This window comes from Micromonospora sp. NPDC047707 (genome assembly GCF_040704235.1).
Classification (GTDB): domain Bacteria; phylum Actinomycetota; class Actinomycetes; order Mycobacteriales; family Micromonosporaceae; genus Micromonospora.
Window position 1 is genome coordinate 84,694 of the sequence record NZ_JBEYSU010000011.1, and the last position, 22,256, is coordinate 106,949.

A 22,256-nucleotide genomic window follows, 5' to 3' on the forward strand; every position below is an offset into this window, starting at 1 on the left:
GGTCAATCGCTGTGACGGTGTATTGGTACGGCGGCGACATCGCGTCGTATGTGGTCACGGTCGGCGCCGCCAACGCCGCGGTGTTCGCCCCGGGCGCGGTCATCCAGGCGTGGAACGCCCAGACCGGCGGCGTCCGGATCACCGACCTCGCCGACGCCAACGGCAACCCGATCACCGAAGTCGTCGCCTCCGACGGCACCAACGGGTACCCGCTCGGCGGTCTGCCCCGCTTCAAGGGGCCCCTGAAGGCGATGTGGGTCGGCCAGGACGGGCAGCCGCGGGTGCTCGCCATCACCACCGACCTGCCGGACATCACCGACCAACTCGCGGTCAGCGTGCAGGACGCCGTCACCGCGGCCGAGGCCGCCGCCGCCTCGGCCGCCGAACTCGCCGAATCGTCGAGCATCGACGGGCATGAGGCCGCGCCCGACCCGCACCCGACCTACCACAACGACGCCCGCGGCGACGCCCGCTACGTGCGGCGCCGGCCGCCCCACTACGACCCGGCCGCCGACGCCGGCCTCCCGGACCCGATCGAGGTCGTCGAGTTCCTCAGCACGCCGGACTCCACGGAGCCAGACCTGCGTCAGGTGTACGTCACCCACAACACCGTCCGCCGGCTCGTGCGCTGGGACAACGAACGCGGCTACTACCGCGCCGAGTCCGTGTCCGGCTCCTACTACGACAACCTGATCGTGGCGATCATGAACGCCAACAGCACCGGCCGCGCGGTGATGGTCGAGCAGCGCGGCCTGGACAACATCCGCCGCGCCGTCGGCGGCATCGACAAGGACGGCCGGGTGGTCCTGACCGACCAGACGTGGGCGGCGATGGCGAACATCGACCCCGGCGCCACCGGCAAGTACACCGAGAAGGTGGGCGCGTCGATCGACCCGCTGGCCGCCCGGTTCGACGCCAACGACGTCGTCCGGCTGCGCGGCCGCATCGCCTGCTCGGCGAGCACCGTCAACGGCGAAACGATGTGCACCCTGGCCGCCGGCTACGCCCCGACCAAGGACCGGATGCTGATCGCGGCCGTCTCCAACGGCGCCGCGTCGACCATCGAGATCCTCACCACCGGGGCGGTCGTGGTCCGCCGGGCGAACACCGGCGCGCCGTTCGACATCAGCCTGGACGACCTGACCTACCACCGCTGACCCCCGCCCCCGCTGGAACCTCCCACGCCCCCGGCCCGCCGGCTTGGGGGCGCTCAACCCTGCCCACGCCCGAGGAGGAGCTGCCCCATGTCCGAGGACCCCGAGCCGACCGTCGTCATCACCCCCGGCGTCGACGAGGACCCCCTGCAGGTGAGCGGAGAGGCCGTCGACGAGCGCGATGTCCTCGGCGACGCCGCGGCCCTCGCCGACCCGGCCGCCCATCAAGAGGTGAGCTGAGATGGCCCGCTGGATGCTGGTCGCCTGGGCGCGGCAGCTGCGCACCGAGCTCGCCGCGATCGCCCCGGCCCGGGACACCGCCTCGGACGGATCGATCGGCGACACCGCGCACCAGCAGTCCGTGTCCGGCCACAACCCCGACGACACCCCCGGCGTGCGGGCCGAACGCAACGACGGTGACCGCGTGCCGGAGGTCCGCGCGATCGACATCGACAAAGACTTCCGGGTCCCCGGGCTGACCGCGCAGATGCTCGTCGCCTATCTGGTCGGACGCTGCCGCGCCGGCCTCGAACGGCGGCTCATCTACATCATCTGGAACCGCACCATCTGGTCCGCCGCCTCCGGCTGGGTGGCCCGCCGCTACACCGGCAGCAACCCGCACACCGAGCACATCCACCTGTCCGGGCACCCGGACGGCGACAACGATGCGCGCCCGTTCGGGCTGGCGTCACTCATCAAGGAGGAGTTCGTCATGGCGACGAAGGACGACGTCAAGCAGGCACTACGTGAGGTGCTGACCGAGAACACCCCCTACCAGGCGAGCGGGCCCCGTGCGCGGCTGACCGCCGCCGGGTGGGCCAACCTGTCGATGCGGGACCTGCTCGAGTACATCTTCGAAGCCACCCAGCTCGGCCGCGACGGCAAGCCCGTCGCCGGCGCCGGGCGGCTGCTCGCCGACCAGCTCACCGCGCTCGGCGTCCGCCTCGACGACGTCGACGAGGCGGTGGTGGCGGCACTCGGTGGCCGCCCGGCGGCCGACGTCGCCCGCGCCCTGGTCGCCGCCGGCCAGAACCCGGCCGAGCTGGCGGCCGCGCTGACCGCGCTCGCCCGGGCCTGAGTGTGGAGCCCGGCGTCGTCGTCGCGCTGGTCGGCGCAGCGGGAGCGGTCGGCGCCGGCCTCACCGGCACGGTGGTGGCGCACGTGCTCGGCCGGCAGACCCGCGCCGCCCAGCAGCGGCTGGCCGAGGCGCAGGCCAAACAGGCCGAGGCCGCGGCCGAGCAGCTGCAGGCGGAGGAAGACCGCATCCGCCAGAGCATCTATCAGGACCTGACGCGTGACCTGCGGACCGAGCTCCAGCAGGTCAAGGCCGCGCTGCACGACGCCCGGCAGTCCCTGGCGGCGACGTCGGCCGAGGCCGAGCGGCTACGCCAGCGCGTCGTCGAGCTCGAGTCGCGTATCGCGCAGCTCGGCGGCGAGGTGCGCTCGGTACAGGCCGAGCGGGATCAGCTGCGCATCCAGCTGGCCGGCAAGGAAGCCACCATCACCGCGCTGACCGGACAGATCGGCGACCTCAAGGCCCAATTGGCCGCCCTGCAACCCGGCACCACCTCGGCCAAACACTGACCGCCGGCTACGCCGCCGGCGGGTGGTCGTAGCGGATGCCCATCGCCTCGAGGCGGGCCTGGGTGTCCGCCGCGTGCTCGGTGGCCACCGACATGTCGGCGCCGGCGGCGGCCAGCAGCGCGATGGTCGGCCCGCCGAGGCCGTGCGGGCTGGCGGCCACGGTGCCGGCCGCGATGCCCAGCAGCCACGGGTCCGTCGACACCGCGCACACCGCGGCCAGGGCGTCACCGCGGGGCGCGTCCCGGTCCATCCCCGTGCCGTAGCGGCCGGCGATGCCAAGTAGCTCGGCCAACACCAGCCGCTCCGCCACCGGCAGGGACGGCACATGCACCACGCCCACGACCGTACCCGAGGAGGTACCTCCTGATGTCCGACCGTCTCGCCGCCTACGTGCGGACCTGCTGGCCGCTGCTGATCGGCCACCTCACCGCCCTGGCCGTCGCCTACGTCGCCGCCCGGTGGGGAATCACCATCGACTCGCTGATCGTCTACGAGATCCTCGCCGTGGTCCTGACCGGTGTGGTGTACGCGGCCGGCCGGTGGCTCGAGGACCGCACCGGCGACAGCGTGTTCGCCGTGGCCGCCCGGGCGCTCGCCCGGTGGCTGCTGTCCCTCGGCCTGGACACCGGCCAGCCGATCTACGGCCTACCGCCCGCGCACAACGAGATCACCGCCCAGCACTACCCCGACGGGGAGATCCGCGAGATCCGGTCCGTGACGACCTACCTGCCCCGCGACGAGCAGGTCCTGCGCGAAATCCGGGCAGCGGCCAGACGCGAGCGCGGCCGGCCCTGACTCCGCCCCTGCCGCGACGGTCCCCGTCGTCTCCTCGATGGAGGCGGCGGGGCGCTGTCTTCGTGAGTAACTCGCGAACCCCTCGATAAAACCCTTACGTGTCCGCAAGTGTTTGTGCTAGAATGGAGTCACAACGAAGGGAGGTGAGAGATGGAAATCGGAGAGGCGATGCAGCTGATCGCCGAGGAAGCCGAGCGCCAGGGCTTCCTCGTTCGGCAGACCCGTAGCAGCATGTGGCACTTCCGCAAGGGCAACGACAACTGGCTCGTGGCCCCCAAGGACGCCGGTGACGTGCTGGAGGTCCTGCGGCTGCTGATCAGCGCCGGCCTCGACTGGTCCTTCAAGGACTAGCCGGGGCGCCGGGGCCGGCACCCGCCGGCCCCGGCCACCTCCGACCCATCCCCGCCGCCCCGGACGCCGAGAGGAGATCAAACAGGTGAAGTGGCACGCAGAGGCAGAACTGGTCGGGCAGGTCACCCAGGAGCAGCTCATCACGGTGGCCCAGCTGGCCAGCGTCACCCGCTACAACGAGGAAGCGCGCATCCTCACCGTTCAGCGCACCGTCGACGCCGACGACTACGCCGCGGCCCTGGACGCCGCGCGGGCGTGGGTCGGCGAGGTCGCCGCGGTCACGGGTGAGCCGCGGCTGGTGACCGTCGAGTCGGAAGAGTCCCGGGTGCGGGGTCTGGACCTGCTCGGAAGCGCCGAGGTTGCGGCCCGACTCGGGGTGTCGACGGCCCGCGTGCGCCAGCTGGAGCAGCGGCCCGACTTCCCCGAGCCGGTGCTGACCCTCGCCGGCGGACGGATCTACCGGGCCTCGGACATCGACGCCTTCGACCGGGAGTGGTCCCGCATCCCCGGCCGGCCCCGCAAGGCGGCGCCACCGGAGGCGTAACCTTGCCGGTCGAGGCCCCGCAGCTACTGGCGTTCTGCGGGGCCTCGCCACACCCACGCACACGTTCCCCCGGGTGATCGACGGCATTCCTCGGCATCAACCGATGTCCGACGCTATCGAGTAGCGATCGTGCCACCTGAGCGCGGCGCTCCTCCGACTGGTGAGCTGCTCCCACCGTCCCCGGTAGGCCCAGAGGCCGAGGCTCGGCAGCCGATCCCGCACGAACAGGTAGATGCGGAGGTAGTCCTCTGGGCCGAACAGCGCTATCGCTGGCGACAAGCCGGTCTGTCCTGCGTACGCGAGGGCCTGACGCACCGCGGTTCGCCACTGATGGGCCGGCTCGACCTCGTACACCGTGGTGGGCGTGGCGACGTCCGCTCGACCGACTGGCAGCACCACCTCGCACACGCCTCCGATCTGGCGGGCCAGGGCGGCTATGTAGGGCCCTTCCCCCGATGCCGGCATGCTCTGTGGCCAGCGACCGTACAGCACTCGCCCGTCGGGCAGGCGCAACGGATTACGGGGAACGCTCATGCTCGCCAACCTAGTCCTGACGCGAGGGGCCCCGTCGTCTCCTCGACGCGGAGGCGGCAGGGCCATTCGTCGACTGGTGGCGGTCGACCACGTGCTCACCGAGCCGATCAACGCCCCGAGACCGCTCGGCCTGCAGCGCCGCCTCCTGCTGCGGGCTACGCCTGCGCGCGGCGGCGATCATCGCAGTGATGGCGTCCCACCAGAACCGCGCCCTCACGGCACGCCCCCTCACCTGATCGGCACCTGACGAACGTCGATTGTTGCTCCGCCGGTCAAACATTCCCGCCCATTGCGGCCGGTGCCTTCGGCCGCCGGCCGCAGGGCCGCGGCGGCCGGGTTCACCACGACGACGCCGGCGCGCTGCACGTACACCTCGCGCCGCGCCGTTGCGGTGCCGCGCTGGTCGATGACGTATCCGGTCAGCCACACCCACCCGTGGTAGGTGGGCTGCGGGTCGACGCGGACGATCCGCAGCCGCAGCGCGCGGCTGCCGGCGAACTGGACGGAGGCGCGGGCGTTGAGCTCGACGACGACGCCAGCCCGCAGCGCGGTCATCGGGCTGGCCCAATGCGGCGCAGCTCGTGCCGTAGCGCGTCGGGCTGGTCGGCGTAGGCGGCGATGTCCAGCGCGCCGAGGTACGCGGCTAGAGCGGCGTCATCGCCGCCGTGGTACTCGGCCATGCGCACCAGCGCCGGCGGGCAGGGCCATGGCGTGTCCGTGTCCGGGCAGGTATCACACGTCCACTCCGGCCGGCGTGGCATGTGCTCGCCGCCGAGCCGGACGGGCAGCTGGTCGACGGCGCGCACGGCGTGCGCGGTCAGCGGCCCGGTCATCGCGATCGGGCATGCTCGCTGGGTGCCGGGCTGCCGGCGGGTCGCCGCTTGCCGTCCTGGGCGGTCCATGGGTCGATCAGCCGGTCCACCTCAGTGGCCGGTCCCGACCAGTGCCTGCCCGAGCGCCGGTGGACTTCCAATTCTTCGACGGCGGCGGGGCTGAGTGCCCCGGCTCGGGCAGGATAGGTGGTGGCGGGGCCGGTCGCGTCGATGTGCGCGGCGGGTCGGCTGAAGAGCCGACTCCAGTGCCTGTGCATGTACGCCTCCAGGCATGGGTTGAGGGACCGATGCGGGGCCACGGGGAACCCGCATCGGCCGTGACGGAGCCTGCCAGGGACCGCCACTCTCGCAACCTATGATGCGCACGCAGCATAGGTCAAGCCTATGATGGGACCTGATGCGTACAGATCTTGACCGAGAGCGCCCGTCGTGGTCGGATGACGGCACCTGCCAGGGGAGATCCGCCATGACGTACAAGCACGCCTATCAGCGCATCGTTGACGACATCGTTGCTCGCATCACGTCCGGAGAGCTGTCGCCCGGAGACAAGTTGCCCTCGTCGCGAGAACTGCAGGAGCAGTACAAGACCTCTCATATGACGGTGCGGACCGCTGTCACGATCTTGCGCGACCGGGGCCTGGTCGAGTCCGTGTCCGGCGTCGGTGTCTTCGTGGCCCACCCGGAAGGGTAGACCGGTCGACCGGTGGACCTGTCCACCGGACCACCCTTCAGGCCCGGCCTACCGTCCGCCGTGTGATCGACCCTCACTCCGGCGTGCCGGCGTGGCGGCAGCTCGCCGACGCGCTGCGGGCCCGGATCGACTCGGGCGAGTGGCCGCCCGGGGCCCTGCTGCCGCCCCAACCGCGGCTGCGACACGAATACGCGGTCGGCAAGGCGACAGTGAAGGCCGCCGTCGCCGCACTGCGGTCAGAGGGTCTGGTCGACCTGGAGCACGGAATCGGCATCCGTGTCCGCGAATCTATTGAGCGCCAAGAACTCACCGGCGAGCCGGGATCGGTCGTGTCGGTACGCATGCCCACCCCCATCGAACGGGCGACATTCGGACTCGCGGACGGCGTTCCCGTGCTAGTGGTCACGAGATCCGACGGCCTTCAGGAGGCGTATCCGGGCGACGAGTACGTGCTCCGGATCGTTTGAGCGGGTACCTCTACATCACACCTCTGACATCCGCATGCCTGAACAGGGCCGATAGGCAGCAAAACGCGGAAAAGGCGAGTGCTGGCGGCATCAGCGAGATCAGCCAGCCGGTCTGCTGCGGTACGTAGCGGGGCACAGAGCGCCAGCGACCAGACGATCGGCCAAAAAACAAGACTGGCCCACCCCAGGGTCGAACGGTCGGTGATCGATAAGGTGCCATCGGCCTCCAGGCACTTACGCTCAGTTGCCCATAGCATGCGGGAATGAGCAGCCGCCAGCGGATCACGCTGGGTTACCCATATCCCCCGTACGGCGGACTTTCGCCGATGGGTCGAACTGTTGTTCCATCTGGCCTTCCCTAAAGGTTCCGTTAAGAATGCGGAGGCCATCTGTGTCTCAGGAGCAGTCGTCATCGACCGCCGGGCGCTCCATCACCGGCTGGCAGGTTGTGTACCTGCTGGTCGCTGCCGTGGCGCTAACCGCAACGGGGGTGATGTGGGCGTCTGGTTACCAGCACACCATCGCCACCGCCCTGCTGGTCGTAGCCGTGGCGATCGGCATCCTCGGCTGGCGAGCAGAGGTGTCGGATGAGGCTCGGAGGAGCGAGCTGCGGGAGCTGCGCGGCGAACTGCGCCACTACGCCGAGGTGGTCGAGATGATGGCCGCCGACATGGAGGCGGCGGCCGCGCGAAACGAGCGAGCAATTGAGCGGGCACACAAGCAGGGTGCCGCCGAGGCCAACCTACAGGCGCAGGCCGAACGGCAGCGGCTGGTCGAGCAGCACCAGGCGGAGTTGGCGCTGCGGCGAATCCATATGCGGCTGCTGCACGGCGGGGCAGACAACTGACGCCGCATGATAGCTGTTATTCAATCCTCACGATCGTGACGTAGGTGTCGAACATCGTCCCTCCAGGGGAGATCGGGCTTGCCATCAGCGAGTCGACTCGGCGTCGAGCCTGGCCGCCGCGGACGTACACCGCGATCCGGGAGCACCGATCTGTGGACAGCGAGGCCGCCTGTGGACAACAACCTGATCAAGGCCCCGGTGTGCTAAGGCCGGTGTCGAGTCACGCGGGCCGGCCGCGGGGGTCGATCACGTTCCGGACCGGAAGCCGTTGGGTATGGCTTTGATCAACGGCACTGCACCCCGAACGAAAGGTCAGCGATCATGACGACGACCACCACCGGCACCCGGCGGAGCCAGCGATGAGCGCCGTGACCAATCCGGCCACCGTCGCGGAGTGCCTGCGCGTCGGAGCGGGCTTCTCGCAGAGCGACCGGGCCTGGATCGCGGAACAGTTCGCCACCCTCGACGCCCGGCTGGCCGGCTTCCACGCCGACGCCACCGAACTGGAGGTGTCGGTCAAGGACCGCGCGGCCAAGGGCCAGAAGGTCACCCTGGAGTGCTGGATCGCCGGCCGGCAGAAGATCGTCACCACCTCCACCGAGGAGGACCTGCACGCCGCGCTGAACGACGTGCGCGACGACCTGCGGCGCCGGCTGAACGACGCGAAGACCCGCCAGGAGCCCCGGCACAACAAGCACCTGCGCGACACCGGGCCGCAACCGGACGACCAGCAGGTCGGCGACACCGAGCCGGCCCGCGCCGACGCCGAGACGGCCTGAGGCGTACGCCCTCCTCCGCCCGCCACGCGGAGGAGGGCTACCGCCGGGTAGCTTGCGGGCGTACCGTCGCTGTCGTGGAACCGGACGTGCTGGGGCCGCCGTACGAGCGGCACACGATCGACCTGGGCACCGACGACGAGGGCCCGGTGGTGGCCACCCTGGTCCGCCGCCGCGCCGACCGGCCCACCCGGCGGGCCGTGCTCTACGTCCACGGCTTCGTCGACTACTTCTTCCAGACCCACCTGGCCGACTTCTTCGTCGAGCGGGGCTGGGACTTCTACGCGCTGGACCTGCGGAAGTACGGGCGCAGCCTGCTCCCGCACCAGACGCCGAACTTCTGCCTCGACCTCGACGAGTACCTTCCCGAGCTGGACGCGGCCGCCGAGATCATCCGCGAGGACGACGGGCACGACATCGTGCTCGGCATGGGCCACTCCACCGGCGGCCTGATCATCTCGCTCTGGGCGCACGCCCGACGCGACGCCGGCCTGCTCGACGGGCTCTTCCTCAACAGCCCCTTCTTCGACCTCAACCTTCCGTGGGTGCTGCGGCGACCCGGCGCGGCCGCCGTCGCGCGCCTGGCCGGCAGCGCGCCCAAGCGCGTCATCCGCGCCGGCCTCGGCACGGTGTACGGCGAGAGCCTCCACGCCGACCACCGCGGCGAGTGGAGGTACGACCTGGCCTGGAAACCGCTCGCCGGGTTCCCGGTGCGGGCCGGTTGGCTGGCCGCGATCCGCCGGGGCCAGCAGCGGCTCCGGGCCGGTCTCGACATCCCGGTGCCGGTGCTGGTCGCCGCGTCCACGCGGAGCTTCAAAGGGCTCAAGTGGCAGGACGGGGCCTCCCTCGCCGACGCCGTGCTGGACGTGGAGCACATGGTCCGCTGGGCGCCCCGGCTGGGCCGGCACGTCACCCTGGCCCGCTTCGACGGCGGCCTGCACGACCTCACGCTCTCCGGCCCCGCCGTACGCGAGAAGGTCCTCGCCGAGGTGGGGCGCTGGGCCGACGCCTTCCTCGGCGCCGGGCCGACGGTCACGGCGGAGGAGCGCGCGGCGGCGGCGGAGGGCGCACCACCGGCGCCCCGCCGGCCGGAGGCGGAGGCCGCCGTACCGCAGGGCTGAGCCGGGTTCAGCCGGCGAGGTCGGCGACGGCCGCCCGGATGGTGTCGAACGTGGCCAGCGGGTGGCCGCTCCCGTCGGCGGGGAGCACCAGGCCGAGGCAGCTCAGCTCGACCTCGCCGGCGCTGCCGGCGAGCACCGCGAAGACGGGCGCGCCCACGTACCCGTCGGGCAGGTCGGCGGTGAGCCGGACGGTGTCGCCCTCCCGCGCGTACCGTTCGATGGCCACCTCCAGCGGCCGCGCGCCGCCCTCGCCGACGCCCAGCGCAAGGACGATGGCGGAGCCCGGCTCCGCGCCGATACCGGCGATCGCGTCGCTGTCGGCGGCGATCACCTCCGGCACCTGTTGGGTACGCCACCGCCAGCCCGCGCCCTCCGCCAGCTCGTGCAGCCCGGCGGTCGGCATGACCGCCGCACCGGCGCCCGGCCGGCTCCACCGCTTGACGAAGTCCGGCACGGTGAGCGCGTCCCCGGCGACGTCCGCCGTCTCGGTCAGGCTGGGTCGCAACCCGACCTCGCCGGTCGCGGACCGCGTGAGCGCGTCCGCCGTCAGCAGGTACTCCCCGCCGTCGGCCGTCGCGAAGAAGAACGCCGTCCCGAGGCCGTCGCCCGAGCGGACCGGCAGGACCGCACGCCCGACGAGCTGGCACAACTCGTAGGCGACGTCACTCTCGGTGTCCGGATCAAGCAGCACGACGCCGAGCGTACGACGGGGCGACGCCGCGGCGGGCGGCCGGGACAATCCGGGTGACCTGCGGCGCTGGCCCGTGGCAGGCTGGGCCGTCGACGTGGCTGGCGCCACCCGTTCCCCCGCTGACCGGGGGCGCGGCGGTACCCTTCTCGCGCGAGATCCACGACACGCGCCCGTAGCTCAGCGGATAGAGCAGGGGACTTCTAATCCCAAGGCCGCAGGTTCGAATCCTGCCGGGCGCGCTCTTTCAGAGCAGCTTTGACCTCCCTGGCGGTGCGGCTCAGGGCGGGCAGGGTTCCCGTCGCAATGCCGCATCCGGCTCGTCGGCGGCATCCCATGCCGGGTTGAGTGCCAACGGCAGGGCTGGCGCCTGCCATGCCCCGGCAACCCGCTGGAGGGCCGAGTATTCCCAACGGAGCAGGTTGCTCGGCGGCTTGCCGGTGAGGTGGTCGGCCAGGTGGCGCAGTCCGGCTGGCCGGTCGATCAGGTGGCCGTGGAAGCCGGGCATCTGGATCACGGGTATCTGGGCGTTGAGTTCCGCCGGGACCGTGATGGCGTCGACGATTGGCAGTAGCGCGATCATCCGCACGCCCGGCACCGGGCAGAGCAGGTGGTTGCGGTAGAACGGCGCGTGGTCCAGCAGGGAGCGGATGAACGGAGAGTCGGGAGTGTCCGGTGCCTCGCTGGTGGCTTCCATCAGCTTGAACATGCCGCGCAGCAGCCAACCGGTGGCGATGCCCCAGCCCGAATCAGCCTGCGGCGGCGGATAGTAGGAACGCCCGGCCAGCAGGATCGGGCTGTCCAGGACCACCGTGTCGACTGCGGGGTGCGGGTAGCGTTCCAGGTAGTAGCGGACGACGAGGGCGCCTTCGCTCTGTCCGACCAGCGAGACCGGCTTACCGCTACGCGAGTGAAGCTGATCCACCTGCATGGCGAGCAGTTGAGCACTGGTGGACAGCGACTGGTGGGTGTCGACCGGTGAGTAGAACACCGGCTTCCCGTGGTGGTCGGTGCCCCGGTACGAGAAGCGCACGATGGGAGGTTGGGATTCCGACGGGTCGCCGTGGTGGGCCGAGTTGTAGCCGCCGAGGAAGATCACCGGGTGGCCGATGTCCCCGAACTGTGGCAGGGCGTCGATGGGTTGCAGCGACTGGCCGGCGCCGCGAGCCCCGAGGTCCTCGACGTACTCGACCAACAGCAAGCTGCTCACCACCAGGGCGACGACCACCGGCGTTACGGGCACCCGGGACCACCGCACCCGTTGCTGGAGCACCGTGGCGCGCACCTTTCGCTGCCACAGCAGGCCGTTGACCGATCCGGCCAGGGCGGCTGCCGGTACCGTCAACCAGTCCGGGACGGACCAGACGAGCGCGGCGCCCGCGGTGAGGGTCACGAAGTTGAGCAGCGACCAGCCGACCGTGGCGGCCGACGGCAGGCCGCGCCACCAGTCCGGCACGATCCCGCCCCGCTGTAGCAGCGGGGCCAGGATCATCACCGGCACCAGCACGAGGAACTGGAAGTAGGCCAGCGAGACGTCCGAGGCGACCACGGCAAGCGCGGTCCACGGCGAGAGAATCACGACGACGACGGCCGCGAAGGTCAGGTTGCGCCTGGCCAGCCGGCGAAACGACGGGCGCGGCCGCTCGGCCGGCCAGGCGAGCGCGACCAGTACGGCCGAGAACAGTCCGCGGAACACGATGGCGCCCAGCAGCAGTCCGGCGAACATGGCCCAGGAGTTGTGATAGACCAGCACCCAGCGCAGGTCGAAGAACGCCCCGTACGGCGTGATCGCACTGGCCTGGGGCGCCAGGCCGAACGCCGAGGTGAAGTTGACGGCGTACAACACGGCCGCCACGGCCGCCGCCGGCGCGGCGGTCAGGACGAGTAGCCACAGCAGACGTACTCGCTCAGGGCGCACCGTTCCTCCCTTCCGTCGGCCGGGCGGAGGGCACGAGACCGGTTGGGATCAACTTACCGTTTTGTGACTATCCACGGACCAAATAGACGAGCCCGGGTCAGGCTGCGGCACAGCACGTCGGGTCACCCCTGGGCGGCGCTCACCGAATGGGCGCAACCAGCCGTAATGGTCGAAGCGGGACAGTAGGGTTTCCCGGGGCGGTGTGCCGTCGAAAGAGGGAGAGCGGAATGCGTGTCACGCGGGCAGCGGTCGTCGTGGTCGCGGCACTCTCCTTCGCCACCGGCGCCTGCGGTGGAGGCGACAGCGGCCCCGGTGTCATCGAAAAGGCCGCGGAGACCGGGACGCTCGCCATCGGCGTGATTCCCGACCAGCCGGGCCTCAGCCTGAAGACCGATGGCACCTACGAGGGCTTCGACGTCGAGATCGGGAAGATCGTCGCCAGGGGACTCGGCGTCGACCCAGCCAACATCCAGTGGAAGGACATCAGCCTGCCGGACCGCGAACAGGCTATCAAGGAGGGTGTGGTCGACTTTGTCGTGGCCGCCTACACGATCAACGCGGCGCGCAAGAAGGAGATCATATTCGCCGGTCCGTACTACGTCGCCGGCCAGGACCTGTTGGTCAGGGCCGACTCGACCATCAGCGGGCCGGAGGATCTCGAGGGCAAGGTCGTCTGCTCGAACGCCGGCTCGACGTCGGCCAGGCGGATCCGGTCGCAGTACCCGAACACCCGCTTGCAGCAGTACGACCAGGACGTCAGGTGCCTGGCGGACCTCGAGTCGGGCGCGGTCGACGCCGTGAGCACCGACGATGTCGTTCTCCTCGGCTACTCCATGCGGCCGGAGAACGTGGGCAAGTTCAAGCTGGTGGGCAAGACCTTCTCCGAGGAGCCCTACGGCATCGGGTTGGAGAAGGAGGACAGAGCCGGCTGCGAGAGGATCAACGAGATTCTGAAGGCCGCCGCGCGGGACGGGTCGTACGAGGCGGCCTGGGAGGCCACGTTGGGTAGGGGTGGCAGGCCGGCACCGACGCTGGAGGTCAGCAGGATGACCCACTGCAGGGCGTAAGTGACACCAAGGCCGCCGGCGGCAACCGCCGCGATCCGGCCCACTCTTCATCGGCTACGGCGTTATCCACCTCAGCGCACCACCAGCCGAGTCGTAACCGGGCGGGGCAGCCCCGGCAGCAGATCAGGACAAGGGAAAGCCCCGGCGGGACACGTCCCCGCCGGGGCTTCGCCTGCCGCTCGCAGGCGGCTCGATCGGGTCAGGAAACCTTGTCGACCTTGCAGGTGATCTTGCCGGACACCTGCTGGCTCAGTACGACCATGCCCTCCTCGACGGCCTTCTGCCCAGGCCGCACGTCCGAGACGATGGTCGTGGTGTTACCCACCCGGGTGCCCTTGCTGTCGAGCACGAACACGTCGATGAAGTAGGTGTTCTGCTCGTCGCTGGAGTTGTTGACCTCGACATCGAACTTCACGTTCGCCAGGAGCGCGTTGCCCGCCGCCTCTGCCTCGCACGAGGTCAGCTTGACGTGCCCGACCTTCGCCTCCTGGTTCTTGCTGACGTCGCTGGCCGCCTTGCCGACCAGTGCGGTGCACGCGACGAACCCGCCCCCGCAGAGCAGGACGGACAGACCGGCGATGATCAGGAAGACCTTCAAGCCCGTCGACATCCCCTTCTTCGGCGGGGGCGCGGGGGCGAACCCGGGCTGGGGGGTCGGGGCGCCCTGCGGAGGGGCCGGGGTCTCGTTCGACATGTGGTTGTGCCTCTCGGTTCGAAATGGTGGTAGTGCCTCCGGGAGCCTCCCCAGGCCGGAGGTTCTGCATCTCACCCACCAGTTGGCGACGCCGGCCCACGAATCGGCCCACGGCGGTCCGTGAAGAGGTGGCGGCGATGGCCAGCGGTACGGCTGGGGTGGTTCTCGCTCAACCCGCCGACGTCGGCTCGTCGCTGGCCGGCGGCAGGCGATACAGCGAAGCCGGGAACGTGCGCTCAACAGCCGGGACATGCCGGACGGTCATGGTGTTCGTCTCCAGGTCACGGTGACGCTCCCCCGTAGAGCGAACCGGCCAGAGCCTGTCACAGTCGACACGCAGGTTGATCAACCAGCTTGGCAGTTGCCGAGAGACGATCAGTGATCTTGGGCGACGAACGGACGATGTGCAGCGCCACACCGACCGGGCGCTCCGTCAGCCTCGGCAGTACCGCTCGTGCCCGCGGGACCGACCGGACACCGAGAAGTCGGCGAACTCGCCTGCCTCCGCTCGGAGAAGCAGGTCACGCCGCGCCGTTCCGCACTTCACGACGGGGCGGATCGGGTTAACCGGGCGTCGTGCGCCCGACCAGCCCGACGCCTCTGCGTTGCCGCCATGCTCCGGCGTCAGGACGCGGCGGCGAAGTCCACGTCGGCGGTCTTGACCGTGCCGCCCGTGCGGCCCGGCGCCGACTGGTACGTCCAGTACAGGTTGGTGTGGGCGATGACCTGCGCCGGCGGCGGCGCACCCCACGCCGACTGGTCCTCCGTCGTGTGGGCGTCGCTGACGAGGGTCGCGTCGTAGCCCCGGACGAGCGCGCCGTGCAGCGTCGAGCGGATGCACGCGTCGGTCTGCGCGCCCGTGACGACGAGCCGCCCGACGCCCAGCCCGGACAGCACCGCCTCGAGGGTGGTGGCCTCGAAGGAGTCGCCGTAGTTCTTCTCGACGAGCGGCTCGCTGTCGACCCGCTTCAACTCCGGGACGATCCGCCAGTCGTCGCTGCCCCGGGTGAGCCCTTCGTCGGAGTGCTGGACCCAGACGACGGGAACCTGCTCCCGCCGCGCCTTCTCGACGAGGCCGGCGATGTTGGCGACGACGGCGTCGCGCTCGTGTGCCCCTTCGACGACGCCGTTCTGCACGTCGATGACCAGGAGTGCGGTGTTGGGACGGTTGTCCAAGGTGGTCATGGTCTCTCCCCCGGATTGGCTGCCTGCCCCGCAGACACTAGCCCCACCCACCGACAGGAATCAGTGCGGCGGATCCTCGCCGACCAGCCCGTCGACCGACTCCCGGATGAGGTCGGCGTGCCCGACGTGGCGCGCGTACTCCTCGATCAGGTCGACGAGGATCCGCCGGAGGCTGGGGGTGTCGCCCTCGGGGCTGGTCCACCGCGCCAACCCGTCCAGGCCGCCCTCGGCCAGCGCCTCCTCGATCATGAGCCGGGAGGTGGCGACGGTGTCCCGCCAGAGCGCCAGGAGCTGCGCGGCCGAGTCGTCGGCGGCGGATCGCCACTCCCAGTCCGGCTCGGCGTCCCAGTCCACCGTGTTCCACGGCGGCCCCGGGTTCCGGCCCCGCAACCGGAGTCGCCGGCGGGCGGGGGCCCCTGCGGCACGGCCACGGGCCGACCCTAGCGGCGCCACCGCCGCTTCGCCGCCCCGGAAGGAACGCCGTCCCGTCGGCGAAGCTTTCGCGCAGCGTTCAGTCGGGCGCAGGCCGGTGCTCGGCGATCCACCGCTCCACGTCCCGCTTGCGCCAGACCTTGCCCATACGGAGAACGGCGATCGGATCGGGAAAGCCACCCGACGGCGAGGCTCGCCCTTCGGGCAAGCCACGACGGCGATCCGGTGGGGTTGGCGGTGTACATGGCCGGCTGCCTGTTCGACGCCGCGGGAGACCTGTACCGACTTGACCCGGATGGAATGCCCGGGGCGGACTCCCGGTATGTGCGGTTCGTGGGATGGACCAGGCGAGGACTGGTTGACTGAGCCCGGCCAGCAGCCCTCGTCAGAAATCGGCATGACGCGGACGCCGGTGCGCCGGCAACATCGACGGATGAGTCAGCCGCACCCGCTGGAGCCTGACGTCGTCCGCTACTACACCGAGGTGTTCGTCGAGGCCGACCGGCTGGAGCGCAGTCCGCACGGCCGCCTCGAGGCGACGCGTACCCGGGACCTGCTGTCCCGGCTGCTGCCGCCGGCACCGGCCATGGTGCTCGACGTGGGCGGCGGTCCCGGCGCCCACGCCGGATGGCTCGCGGCGGCCGGACACCGCGTCCACGTAGTCGACCTGGTGCCGGCGCATGCGGCGGCGGCGCGGCGCGCGTACCCGGAGGTGACCGCGACGGTCGGTGACGCCCGGCGGCTGCCGGTGGCCGGCGCCGTCGCGGACGTGACCTTGCTGCTCGGGCCGCTCTACCACCTCACGGACCAGGCCGACCGGGTGGCGGCGCTGCGCGAGGCGGCGCGGGTGACCCGCCCCGGCGGTGTGGTGGCGGCGGCGACGATCAGCCGGCACGCCCCCTTCATGGATCTGATCCGGCAGGGCCGGGTGGACGACCGCACCCGGCCGGCCCTGCTAGCCGCCTACGAGACCGGCGTGAACGACCCGGTGAGCGGCTTCACCACCGCCTACTTCCACCGCCCCGACGAAATCGTCGACGAGTTCCGCGCCGCCGGGCTGCCAGCGCCGCGACGGTACGGGATCGAGGGCCCGCTCTGGCCGCTGCTGCCGGTGACCGGCGGGCCGGATGAGGACGGGCCGCTCTTCGCGGAGGTGCTGCGGTGTGCGGCGCTGACCGAGTGCGACCCGGAGGTGCTCGGTGCCAGCTCACACCTGCTCACCGTTGCCCGGCTCCCCCAATCCCGCCCGGCATGATGGCCGGATGGCACATCTGGGACTGGTCGCGCTGGTGGTGCGCGAGTACGACGAGGCGATCGCCTTCTACACCGAGCGTGTCGGCTTCGAACTGGTCGAGGACACGCCCCGGCCGGACGGCTCCCGGTGGGTGGTGGTGCGGCCGCGCGGCGCACGAGAGACCGCAATCCTCCTCGCCCGCGCGTCAACGCCCGAGCAGCGGACGCGCGTCGGGAACCAGACCGGCGGACGGGTGGGGCTGTTCCTGTACACCGAGGACTTCGCCGCCGACCACGCCCGGATGAGCGCCTCCGGCGTGCGGTTCCTCGAGGAGCCACGGCACGAGGCGTACGGATCGGTCGCCGTCTTCGAGGACCTGTACGGCAACCGGTGGGACCTGATCCAGCCGCGAGGGAACTGACCGGCCGGCGACACCACGCATACGGTGGGTGATCGCGGAGCCTCGGGCATGCTATTCTCCGGCGTCGATTTCTGCCGACCGGACCCGTATCGGTCGTTTCGGAAGGACGTCTCGCCCGATGCCGGCCGTTCCCGCCGCGACCGCGCCACCCGGCACCGCACAAGCCGCCGCGACCGCGCTGCCCGGCACCCAAGCCGGCATCATCGCGGCACCCGGCACTCTGGACACGCCGGCCGGCGGCGCCCTCACCCTTATCTTCGCCACGATTCCGGCCCTGCTCCGGCTCAGCTGCGGCGTGGTGGGCGCGGTCGTGGCGCTGTGGGTGCGTACGCCGCCGGTCGAGCCGACGCTGCTGCTGCCGGCCGTCGCCACACTGACCGCCTGGTCGGTCTGGTACGCGGTCCGCGGGCTCCGGCACGGGGTCACCGCCCCGCTGGTGGTCGGTGACGTCGCCCTGACCACGGTCGCCTGCCTGGCCATCCCCGTGCTGGTGGCACCGGAGGTGCTGCCCGGCGAGGGGAGCTGGATCGCGGTCCTCGCGAGCACCACGATCATCAACGCCCAGGTGACCGCCCCGGCCCGCTGGTCGGTCCCGGCGGGGCTGCTGGTGACCGCCGCGTACGCGATCGGCGCGCACACCGCGGGTGATCCCGTCGAGGCGGGCGCCCACGCGGCGACGCTGCTGGCGCAGACCGGCTGCACGGTGGTGATGGCCGTCGTCATGCGCCGCCGGATCGGCCGCGCGGACCGGGCGTTCGTGGACCATCAGCGGCTGACGCGGGAGAGCCGGGTCGCCCGGGCCACCCGGGAGGCCGAGCGGCAGCAGAACCGCGACCTGCACGACACCGTCCTGGCCACACTCACGATGGTCGGCCTCGGCGCGGTGTCCGGGTCGTCGGCGGCGCTGCGCGACCGGTGCGCCGGCGACCTGCGGACCCTCGACGCCCTCGCCGACGGCCGTGCGGCGGAGGGTGACGGCCGGTTGGACGAGCGGCTGCGGCAGGTGCGGGCCCGGCTCGCGGAGCTGCCGGTCACAGTGGAGCTGGCCGCGTGCGAGGTGCCGACGGCCGTCGCCGAGGCCCTCGCGGAGAGCACCTACGCGGCACTGTCCAACGTGGTCCGGCATGCGCCGGGTGCGACGGCCACGCTGCGCCTGGCCCGGGCCGGCCGCGCCGTCGTGGTCGAGGTGGTCGACGACGGTCCCGGCTTCGATCCGGCGACGGTCCCGGCTCACCGGTACGGGTTGCGCGAGTCGGTCCACGGCCGGATGGCCGCTGTCGGCGGGCGGGCCGAGGTCCGCTCCTGCCCCGGGGCGGGCACGCGGATCCGGCTGGAGTGGACCGTCTCCGGGCTGACGGCACCACCGGTCACGGCGGTGCCCCTACCGCGTACTACCAGGGAGAGCCGGACCGGCGCGGACGCGGCGGCCGCGGTGGCCCGCGCCTCCGACCGCGGCGCGCGGATCGTCGTGGTGGTGATCGCGCTGGCGTGGCACACGGCGATCGGTCTGCCGGCGGTGCTGTCGGCCCGCGCGGACCTGGCGGCACCGGCGGCGGTGCTCGGCGGTTGGCTGCTGGTCGCGGGTCTGGGCGGTATCGCGGGGACGCGCCTGCTGCGCGGCGCCCCGTTGCCGGCCTGGCCGCTGGCGGCGATGCTGCTGGCCGTCGACGCGGTCGTCTTCGCCGCGGCGGACGAGCGGCAGCTCTTCACCGCCGCGAACTGGGTGTGGGGCACCATCGCCTGGTTCTTCGTGCTGGTCCTGTGGGGGCGCCGGCTGGTCGGGCTGCTGCTCCTGCTCACCGCGCACTCGACGATCGCGCTGGTGGCCGTCCTCGGGTACGGCGCGACCGCCCCCGCCGACCTGGCCCGCTGCGCGATGTACGTGTACGGCACGTCCTCGCTGCCGGTCGCCGTGTTCGCCGGTGGCGCGGCGATCGCCGCGCTGGCCCGGCAGCGGGCCGCGACGGCGGCCGCGGCGTACGCCCTGGTGGCCGAACGCGAGGCGGCCGAGCTGGCCCGGCGGGAGCGGCGCGAACGGCTCGCCCTGGCCGGCGCCGCCGCCCGGAAGGTCCTCGCCGAGCTGGCCGACGGCCGGGCCGACCCGGCGGATGCGGACGTGCAACGCCAGTGCGTGCTGGCGGCGGCGCGGCTGCGCCGGCTCATCGCCGAGTCCGACGACGTGCCCGACCCGCTGTTGCACGAGCTGCGGGCGGCGGCCGACCTGGCCGAGCGGAACGGCCTCCCGATCGATCTGGTGACCATCGGCACGCCGCCGCCGCTGCCGGTGGAGATCCGCCGCCGGCTGGCCGACCCGCCGACCGCGACCCTGGCCGGGGCCCGGGACTGGGCCCGGTTGACCGTCGTGGCCGGGCCGGACGAGGTGGCGGTCAGCCTCGTCACCCCGGACGGCGAGCACGCCGACCATCCCTCCGACGACAGGTCACCGGGCGGCGGTGTTCCGGCGCCGGACGGCGGTGGCGGCCGAGTGGAGCACCTCGACGAACGGGACGGGGAGATCAGATGGACGCAGACCCGGTGGCGGCGGTGAACGCGCACCGGCCGGTCGGGGTGGCGATCGTCGACGACCATCCGGTGGTCATCGACGGCGTACGGGCGTGGCTCGCCCCCGAGCCGGGCCTGGAGGTGGTCGCCACCGGGGACGACCCGGACGAGGTGCTGCGCGAGGCCCCGCACGCCGACGTCGTCCTGCTGGACCTGCGGCTGCACGGCCGGATGGCGCTGGACAAGCTGGCCGAGCTGAGTGCGGCGGGCCGGCGGGTGGTCGTCTACTCCGAACACTCCGACCCGGCGACGATGCTGGCGGCGCTCGACGCCGGAGCGGTCGCGTTCCTCGCCAAGCACGAGGGGCGGGAGCACTGCGTGGCGACGGTGCTGGCCGCCGCGAGCGACCGGCCGTACGTGTCGCCGGCGCTGGCCGGCGCGATGGTCGGCGACCCCCGGCCGGACCGGCCGGTGCTGTCCGACAAGGAGCGGGAGGCGTTGCTGCTGTGGTTCCAGTCGATGTCGAAGGCGTCGGTGGCCCGCCGGATGCGCATCAGTGAACACACGGTCAAGCAGTACGTGGACCGGGCGCGGATCAAGTACACCCGGGCGGGGCGGCCGGCCGCCACGAAGGCGGCTCTGCTCGCCCGCGCGATCGAGGACGGCCTCGTCCGGCCGGAAGAGATCGGCACCTATCGGTCGCAGGCGTGGTACGACCGGCCGACCCCCTAACGGGCGTCATGACAGTGGTGCCGGGGGTCGGCGAGGCTGCACGGTGAACCAGGGGTGATCCGGCCGCCCCATCGCCGTCTGCACGAGAGGTCGTGACGATGCACGATGACGCGTCCCCCTTCTTCATCGCCCCGCACCGGTTCGACGCGCCGGACGACACCGGGCCGGTGCTGGACCGGCGACACGAGCTGGTCCCCGATCCGGGCGAGCGGGTGCTCGGCCGGCACCGGTTGCCCGCGGCGGGCTACCTGCTGGGCCCGACCGAGGCCTGGCGGCGCTGGACGCTGCCGGGGACGGTCGCGGTGACGGTCACCGACCGGCGGCTCGCGTACGTCGGGACGGCCTCGCAGCTGTCGGTCGTGGGCGTCGGCGCGGGCGAGCCCCGCCACCGGCGCGGGGTGCGGGTGCCGGGCCTGGTCAGCGGGCAGGTCCGCTGGCAGTGGCCGTCCCGGCTGGAGGTGGTGCCACCCGGTCCCGGGCGGCCGGGGCAGGTGCTGGTCGTCTGCGACGCGCTGCGGACGATCCACCAGCCGGCGCTCGCCCTCGCCGCCCCGGAGGGGGTCGTCGACCTGGCCCGGCAGATCCGCCGGGCGGTGGCCGCGTTCCGGCTGGCCCACCCCGAGCTGGTGGACCTGTCGCCGCCGGAACGTGACGTGTTGGCGCTGCGCGCCAACGCCGGCCCGCTCACCGTCGAGGGGCGGGTCACCCTGCCCGGGTCGCTGCCGGTGGAGTTCCGTTCGCGGGACGACTACTACCGGCGGGAGGGGTCCGAGGGGGTGTGGCCCGGGACCGCAGCCGGCGCAGCATCCGGGCATCGGTGAACCCGACCGCGCGGGCCGCCGACTCGACGGTCGTCCCGTGCCCGATCAGGTGTTCCGCGCGCTCGACCCGCAGGAGCTGCTGGTAGCCGAGCGGGGTCAGGCCGGTGGTCTGCCGGAACAGCCGGGTGAGGGTCCGCTCGGCCACCCCCACCTCGGCGCAGAGGTCGGCGAGGGGCAGCGGCCGGTCGTACCGGGCGTCGATCAGGTCCTGCGCCCGGTGCACCGCGTCGGAGAGGTGCGACCGGTGCCGCATCATCGCGCTGGCCTGCTGTTCGTGGCCGTTGCGGCGGGCGTACACGACCAGGACGCGGGCGATCCGGGCGGCCGCGGCGGGCCCGTGCCGGGTGGCCATCAGGTGCAGCGCCACGTCGATGCCGCTGGCGATGCCGGCCGAGGTGACCACCCGGTCGTCCACCACGTACAGCACGTCGCGGACCACGCGCGCCGCCGGGTGGCGGCGGGCCAGGTCGTCCTGCACCTCGTGGTGGGTGGTGCAGCGCCGGCCGTCGAGCAGCCCGGCACGACCCAGGGCGTACGCCCCGGCGCACACGCTGGCCACGGTGCCGCCGGCCGCGTGGTGGGCGGCCAGCCGCCGCAGGTCCTCCGGGCCGACCGGCCCCTCCGGGCCGTGCGCGCGGGGCCGCCATCCGGGTACGACCACCAGGTCGTCGCGGGTCAGCTCGGGCCACTCGCGCCCGGCCACCAGCGGTACGCCCTGCACGGTCGGCACCACCTCACGGTCGGCGACGTAGTGCAGGTGGTAGTCGTACCCGAGGTCGGCGGCGGTGGAGAAGACCTGGGCCGGCCCGGCGAGGTCCAGCAGGTGCAGCTGCGGGACGAGCAGGAAGACGACCCGGGCCATGCG

The 22,256-nt window shown here is 72.1% G+C and carries 28 protein-coding genes, 1 tRNA gene and 1 pseudogene; 20 read left to right on the forward strand and 10 right to left on the reverse strand.

Features of this window, described 5'->3' with window-relative positions:
• The first annotated feature begins 11 nt into the window (after positions 1-11).
• From AB0873_RS15045 to AB0873_RS15060, 4 genes are all read left to right on the forward strand, one after another.
• Complete coding sequence (locus AB0873_RS15045; RefSeq protein ID WP_366600287.1) at positions 12-1,157, forward strand: hypothetical protein; 1,146 nt, start codon at positions 12-14, stop codon at positions 1,155-1,157.
• Positions 1,158-1,244: 87 nt separating this feature from the next.
• Positions 1,245-1,394, forward strand: coding sequence for a hypothetical protein (locus tag AB0873_RS15050; protein WP_366600288.1), 150 nt, complete (start codon positions 1,245-1,247; stop codon positions 1,392-1,394).
• Between the two features lies 1 nt (position 1,395).
• Positions 1,396-2,232 carry a hypothetical protein gene (locus tag AB0873_RS15055; protein WP_366600289.1) on the forward strand — a complete coding sequence of 279 codons (837 nt, stop codon included), beginning with the start codon at positions 1,396-1,398 and terminating at the stop codon, positions 2,230-2,232.
• 2 nt (positions 2,233-2,234) lie between these two features.
• Positions 2,235-2,738 carry a hypothetical protein gene (locus tag AB0873_RS15060; RefSeq protein ID WP_366600290.1) on the forward strand — a complete coding sequence of 168 codons (504 nt, stop codon included), beginning with the start codon at positions 2,235-2,237 and terminating at the stop codon, positions 2,736-2,738.
• Between the two features lie 7 nt (positions 2,739-2,745).
• Here the strand turns inward: AB0873_RS15060 and AB0873_RS15065 are convergent, their stop codons facing one another.
• Positions 2,746-3,072, reverse strand: a complete 327-nt coding sequence (locus AB0873_RS15065) for a hypothetical protein (RefSeq protein WP_366600291.1) — start codon at positions 3,070-3,072, stop codon at positions 2,746-2,748.
• A 32-nt stretch (positions 3,073-3,104) separates the two neighbouring features.
• Between AB0873_RS15065 and AB0873_RS15070 the strand changes: the two genes are divergently transcribed.
• The 3 genes from AB0873_RS15070 (at position 3,105) to AB0873_RS15080 (ending at position 4,428) form a co-directional block, all read left to right on the forward strand.
• Positions 3,105-3,533, forward strand: coding sequence for a hypothetical protein (locus AB0873_RS15070; RefSeq protein ID WP_366600292.1), 429 nt, complete (start codon positions 3,105-3,107; stop codon positions 3,531-3,533).
• A gap of 150 nt (positions 3,534-3,683) precedes the next feature.
• Positions 3,684-3,884 carry a hypothetical protein gene (locus AB0873_RS15075; protein ID WP_366600293.1) on the forward strand — a complete coding sequence of 67 codons (201 nt, stop codon included), beginning with the start codon at positions 3,684-3,686 and terminating at the stop codon, positions 3,882-3,884.
• An 85-nt stretch (positions 3,885-3,969) separates the two neighbouring features.
• Positions 3,970-4,428 carry a hypothetical protein gene (locus AB0873_RS15080; RefSeq protein WP_366600294.1) on the forward strand — a complete coding sequence of 153 codons (459 nt, stop codon included), beginning with the start codon at positions 3,970-3,972 and terminating at the stop codon, positions 4,426-4,428.
• A 96-nt stretch (positions 4,429-4,524) separates the two neighbouring features.
• Here the strand turns inward: AB0873_RS15080 and AB0873_RS15085 are convergent, their stop codons facing one another.
• The 3 genes from AB0873_RS15085 to AB0873_RS15095 form a co-directional block, all read right to left on the reverse strand.
• Positions 4,525-4,962 carry a hypothetical protein gene (locus AB0873_RS15085; protein WP_366600295.1) on the reverse strand — a complete coding sequence of 146 codons (438 nt, stop codon included), beginning with the start codon at positions 4,960-4,962 and terminating at the stop codon, positions 4,525-4,527.
• Positions 4,963-5,190: 228 nt separating this feature from the next.
• A complete protein-coding gene (locus tag AB0873_RS15090) occupies positions 5,191-5,517 on the reverse strand; it encodes a hypothetical protein (protein ID WP_366600296.1) in 327 nt (108 codons plus the stop codon).
• Positions 5,514-5,795 (reverse strand): hypothetical protein, encoded by a 282-nt coding sequence (locus AB0873_RS15095; protein ID WP_366600297.1) that lies wholly within the window; start codon positions 5,793-5,795, stop codon positions 5,514-5,516. The genes AB0873_RS15090 and AB0873_RS15095 overlap by 4 nt, the downstream gene beginning before the upstream one ends.
• Before the next feature lie 466 nt (positions 5,796-6,261).
• Here AB0873_RS15095 and AB0873_RS15100 point away from each other — a divergent pair, with 466 nt between their 5' ends.
• The 5 genes from AB0873_RS15100 to AB0873_RS15120 all read left to right on the forward strand — a co-directional run bounded on the left by AB0873_RS15100 (position 6,262) and on the right by AB0873_RS15120 (position 9,697).
• Positions 6,262-6,486 (forward strand): winged helix-turn-helix domain-containing protein, encoded by a 225-nt coding sequence (locus AB0873_RS15100; RefSeq protein ID WP_366600298.1) that lies wholly within the window; start codon positions 6,262-6,264, stop codon positions 6,484-6,486.
• 62 nt (positions 6,487-6,548) lie between these two features.
• Positions 6,549-6,953 carry a GntR family transcriptional regulator gene (locus AB0873_RS15105; protein WP_366600299.1) on the forward strand — a complete coding sequence of 135 codons (405 nt, stop codon included), beginning with the start codon at positions 6,549-6,551 and terminating at the stop codon, positions 6,951-6,953.
• Positions 6,954-7,344: 391 nt separating this feature from the next.
• Complete coding sequence (locus AB0873_RS15110; protein WP_366600300.1) at positions 7,345-7,800, forward strand: hypothetical protein; 456 nt, start codon at positions 7,345-7,347, stop codon at positions 7,798-7,800.
• Positions 7,801-8,159: 359 nt separating this feature from the next.
• Complete coding sequence (locus AB0873_RS15115) at positions 8,160-8,579, forward strand: HPF/RaiA family ribosome-associated protein (protein WP_366600301.1); 420 nt, start codon at positions 8,160-8,162, stop codon at positions 8,577-8,579.
• A gap of 74 nt (positions 8,580-8,653) precedes the next feature.
• Positions 8,654-9,697: an alpha/beta hydrolase gene (locus AB0873_RS15120; RefSeq protein ID WP_366600302.1), complete on the forward strand. Its 1,044-nt coding sequence runs from the start codon at positions 8,654-8,656 to the stop codon at positions 9,695-9,697.
• A gap of 7 nt (positions 9,698-9,704) precedes the next feature.
• Here AB0873_RS15120 and AB0873_RS15125 read toward each other — a convergent pair whose 3' ends face one another.
• Entirely contained in the window at positions 9,705-10,388 is a 684-nt protein-coding gene (locus AB0873_RS15125; protein ID WP_366600303.1) for a hypothetical protein, read from the reverse strand.
• 166 nt (positions 10,389-10,554) lie between these two features.
• Here AB0873_RS15125 and AB0873_RS15130 point away from each other — a divergent pair.
• Positions 10,555-10,627 (forward strand) — tRNA-Arg (locus AB0873_RS15130).
• Positions 10,628-10,665: 38 nt separating this feature from the next.
• On the opposite strand, the gene AB0873_RS15135 is transcribed toward AB0873_RS15130, so the two are convergent.
• Positions 10,666-12,303, reverse strand: a complete 1,638-nt coding sequence (locus tag AB0873_RS15135) for a hypothetical protein (protein WP_366600304.1) — start codon at positions 12,301-12,303, stop codon at positions 10,666-10,668.
• Positions 12,304-12,530: 227 nt separating this feature from the next.
• Here AB0873_RS15135 and AB0873_RS15140 point away from each other — a divergent pair, with 227 nt between their 5' ends.
• Positions 12,531-13,370, forward strand: a complete 840-nt coding sequence (locus tag AB0873_RS15140; RefSeq protein ID WP_366600305.1) for a glutamate ABC transporter substrate-binding protein — start codon at positions 12,531-12,533, stop codon at positions 13,368-13,370.
• A gap of 199 nt (positions 13,371-13,569) precedes the next feature.
• On the opposite strand, the gene AB0873_RS15145 is transcribed toward AB0873_RS15140, so the two are convergent.
• The 3 genes from AB0873_RS15145 to AB0873_RS15155 all read right to left on the reverse strand — a co-directional run bounded on the left by AB0873_RS15145 (position 13,570) and on the right by AB0873_RS15155 (position 15,603).
• Entirely contained in the window at positions 13,570-14,064 is a 495-nt protein-coding gene (locus AB0873_RS15145) for an FxLYD domain-containing protein (RefSeq protein ID WP_366600307.1), read from the reverse strand.
• 624 nt (positions 14,065-14,688) lie between these two features.
• Positions 14,689-15,249 carry an isochorismatase family protein gene (locus AB0873_RS15150; RefSeq protein ID WP_366600308.1) on the reverse strand — a complete coding sequence of 187 codons (561 nt, stop codon included), beginning with the start codon at positions 15,247-15,249 and terminating at the stop codon, positions 14,689-14,691.
• 60 nt (positions 15,250-15,309) lie between these two features.
• The gene (locus AB0873_RS15155; protein WP_366600310.1) at positions 15,310-15,603 is read right to left on the reverse strand and encodes a DUF664 domain-containing protein; all 294 of its coding nucleotides are present in this window, start codon (positions 15,601-15,603) and stop codon (positions 15,310-15,312) included.
• 511 nt (positions 15,604-16,114) lie between these two features.
• Here AB0873_RS15155 and AB0873_RS15160 point away from each other — a divergent pair.
• From AB0873_RS15160 to AB0873_RS15185, 6 genes and pseudogenes are all read left to right on the forward strand, one after another.
• On the forward strand, positions 16,115-16,936 hold the full coding sequence (locus tag AB0873_RS15160) for a class I SAM-dependent methyltransferase (protein ID WP_366600312.1): 822 nt from the start codon (positions 16,115-16,117) through the stop codon (positions 16,934-16,936).
• A 7-nt stretch (positions 16,937-16,943) separates the two neighbouring features.
• Positions 16,944-17,336, forward strand: a complete 393-nt coding sequence (locus AB0873_RS15165) for a VOC family protein (RefSeq protein WP_366600314.1) — start codon at positions 16,944-16,946, stop codon at positions 17,334-17,336.
• Positions 17,337-17,454: 118 nt separating this feature from the next.
• Positions 17,455-18,678, forward strand: a pseudogene (locus AB0873_RS15170) (ATP-binding protein); the annotation flags it as partial.
• Between the two features lie 33 nt (positions 18,679-18,711).
• Complete coding sequence (locus tag AB0873_RS15175; RefSeq protein ID WP_366600407.1) at positions 18,712-19,884, forward strand: hypothetical protein; 1,173 nt, start codon at positions 18,712-18,714, stop codon at positions 19,882-19,884.
• Positions 19,857-20,570 (forward strand): response regulator transcription factor, encoded by a 714-nt coding sequence (locus AB0873_RS15180; RefSeq protein WP_155330614.1) that lies wholly within the window; start codon positions 19,857-19,859, stop codon positions 20,568-20,570. The genes AB0873_RS15175 and AB0873_RS15180 overlap by 28 nt, the downstream gene beginning before the upstream one ends.
• 98 nt (positions 20,571-20,668) lie before the next feature.
• Positions 20,669-21,391, forward strand: a complete 723-nt coding sequence (locus tag AB0873_RS15185) for a hypothetical protein (protein ID WP_366600408.1) — start codon at positions 20,669-20,671, stop codon at positions 21,389-21,391.
• Here the strand turns inward: AB0873_RS15185 and AB0873_RS15190 are convergent.
• Positions 21,273-22,253, reverse strand: coding sequence for a DJ-1/PfpI family protein (locus AB0873_RS15190; protein WP_155330613.1), 981 nt, complete (start codon positions 22,251-22,253; stop codon positions 21,273-21,275). The genes AB0873_RS15185 and AB0873_RS15190 overlap by 119 nt on opposite strands.
• Positions 22,254-22,256 lie beyond the last annotated feature (3 nt).

Bases quoted from the DNA above. Each gene is read 5' to 3' on its own strand.
- AB0873_RS15150 (WP_366600308.1), bottom strand. From the start codon at position 15,249: ATGACCACCTTGGACAACCGTCCCAACACCGCACTCCTGGTCATCGAC.
- AB0873_RS15140 (WP_366600305.1), top strand. From the start codon at position 12,531: ATGCGTGTCACGCGGGCAGCGGTCGTCGTGGTCGCGGCACTCTCCTTC.
- AB0873_RS15160 (WP_366600312.1), top strand. From the start codon at position 16,115: ATGAGTCAGCCGCACCCGCTGGAGCCTGACGTCGTCCGCTACTACACC.
- AB0873_RS15190 (WP_155330613.1), bottom strand. From the start codon at position 22,253: ATGGCCCGGGTCGTCTTCCTGCTCGTCCCGCAGCTGCACCTGCTGGAC.
- AB0873_RS15095 (WP_366600297.1), bottom strand. From the start codon at position 5,795: ATGACCGGGCCGCTGACCGCGCACGCCGTGCGCGCCGTCGACCAGCTG.
- AB0873_RS15115 (WP_366600301.1), top strand. From the start codon at position 8,160: ATGAGCGCCGTGACCAATCCGGCCACCGTCGCGGAGTGCCTGCGCGTC.
- AB0873_RS15050 (WP_366600288.1), top strand. From the start codon at position 1,245: ATGTCCGAGGACCCCGAGCCGACCGTCGTCATCACCCCCGGCGTCGAC.
- AB0873_RS15090 (WP_366600296.1), bottom strand. From the start codon at position 5,517: ATGACCGCGCTGCGGGCTGGCGTCGTCGTCGAGCTCAACGCCCGCGCC.
- AB0873_RS15100 (WP_366600298.1), top strand. From the start codon at position 6,262: ATGACGTACAAGCACGCCTATCAGCGCATCGTTGACGACATCGTTGCT.
- AB0873_RS15165 (WP_366600314.1), top strand. From the start codon at position 16,944: ATGGCACATCTGGGACTGGTCGCGCTGGTGGTGCGCGAGTACGACGAG.
- AB0873_RS15075 (WP_366600293.1), top strand. From the start codon at position 3,684: ATGGAAATCGGAGAGGCGATGCAGCTGATCGCCGAGGAAGCCGAGCGC.
- AB0873_RS15085 (WP_366600295.1), bottom strand. From the start codon at position 4,962: ATGAGCGTTCCCCGTAATCCGTTGCGCCTGCCCGACGGGCGAGTGCTG.
- AB0873_RS15145 (WP_366600307.1), bottom strand. From the start codon at position 14,064: ATGTCGAACGAGACCCCGGCCCCTCCGCAGGGCGCCCCGACCCCCCAG.
- AB0873_RS15180 (WP_155330614.1), top strand. From the start codon at position 19,857: ATGGACGCAGACCCGGTGGCGGCGGTGAACGCGCACCGGCCGGTCGGG.
- AB0873_RS15070 (WP_366600292.1), top strand. From the start codon at position 3,105: ATGTCCGACCGTCTCGCCGCCTACGTGCGGACCTGCTGGCCGCTGCTG.
- AB0873_RS15185 (WP_366600408.1), top strand. From the start codon at position 20,669: ATGCACGATGACGCGTCCCCCTTCTTCATCGCCCCGCACCGGTTCGAC.
- AB0873_RS15055 (WP_366600289.1), top strand. From the start codon at position 1,396: ATGGCCCGCTGGATGCTGGTCGCCTGGGCGCGGCAGCTGCGCACCGAG.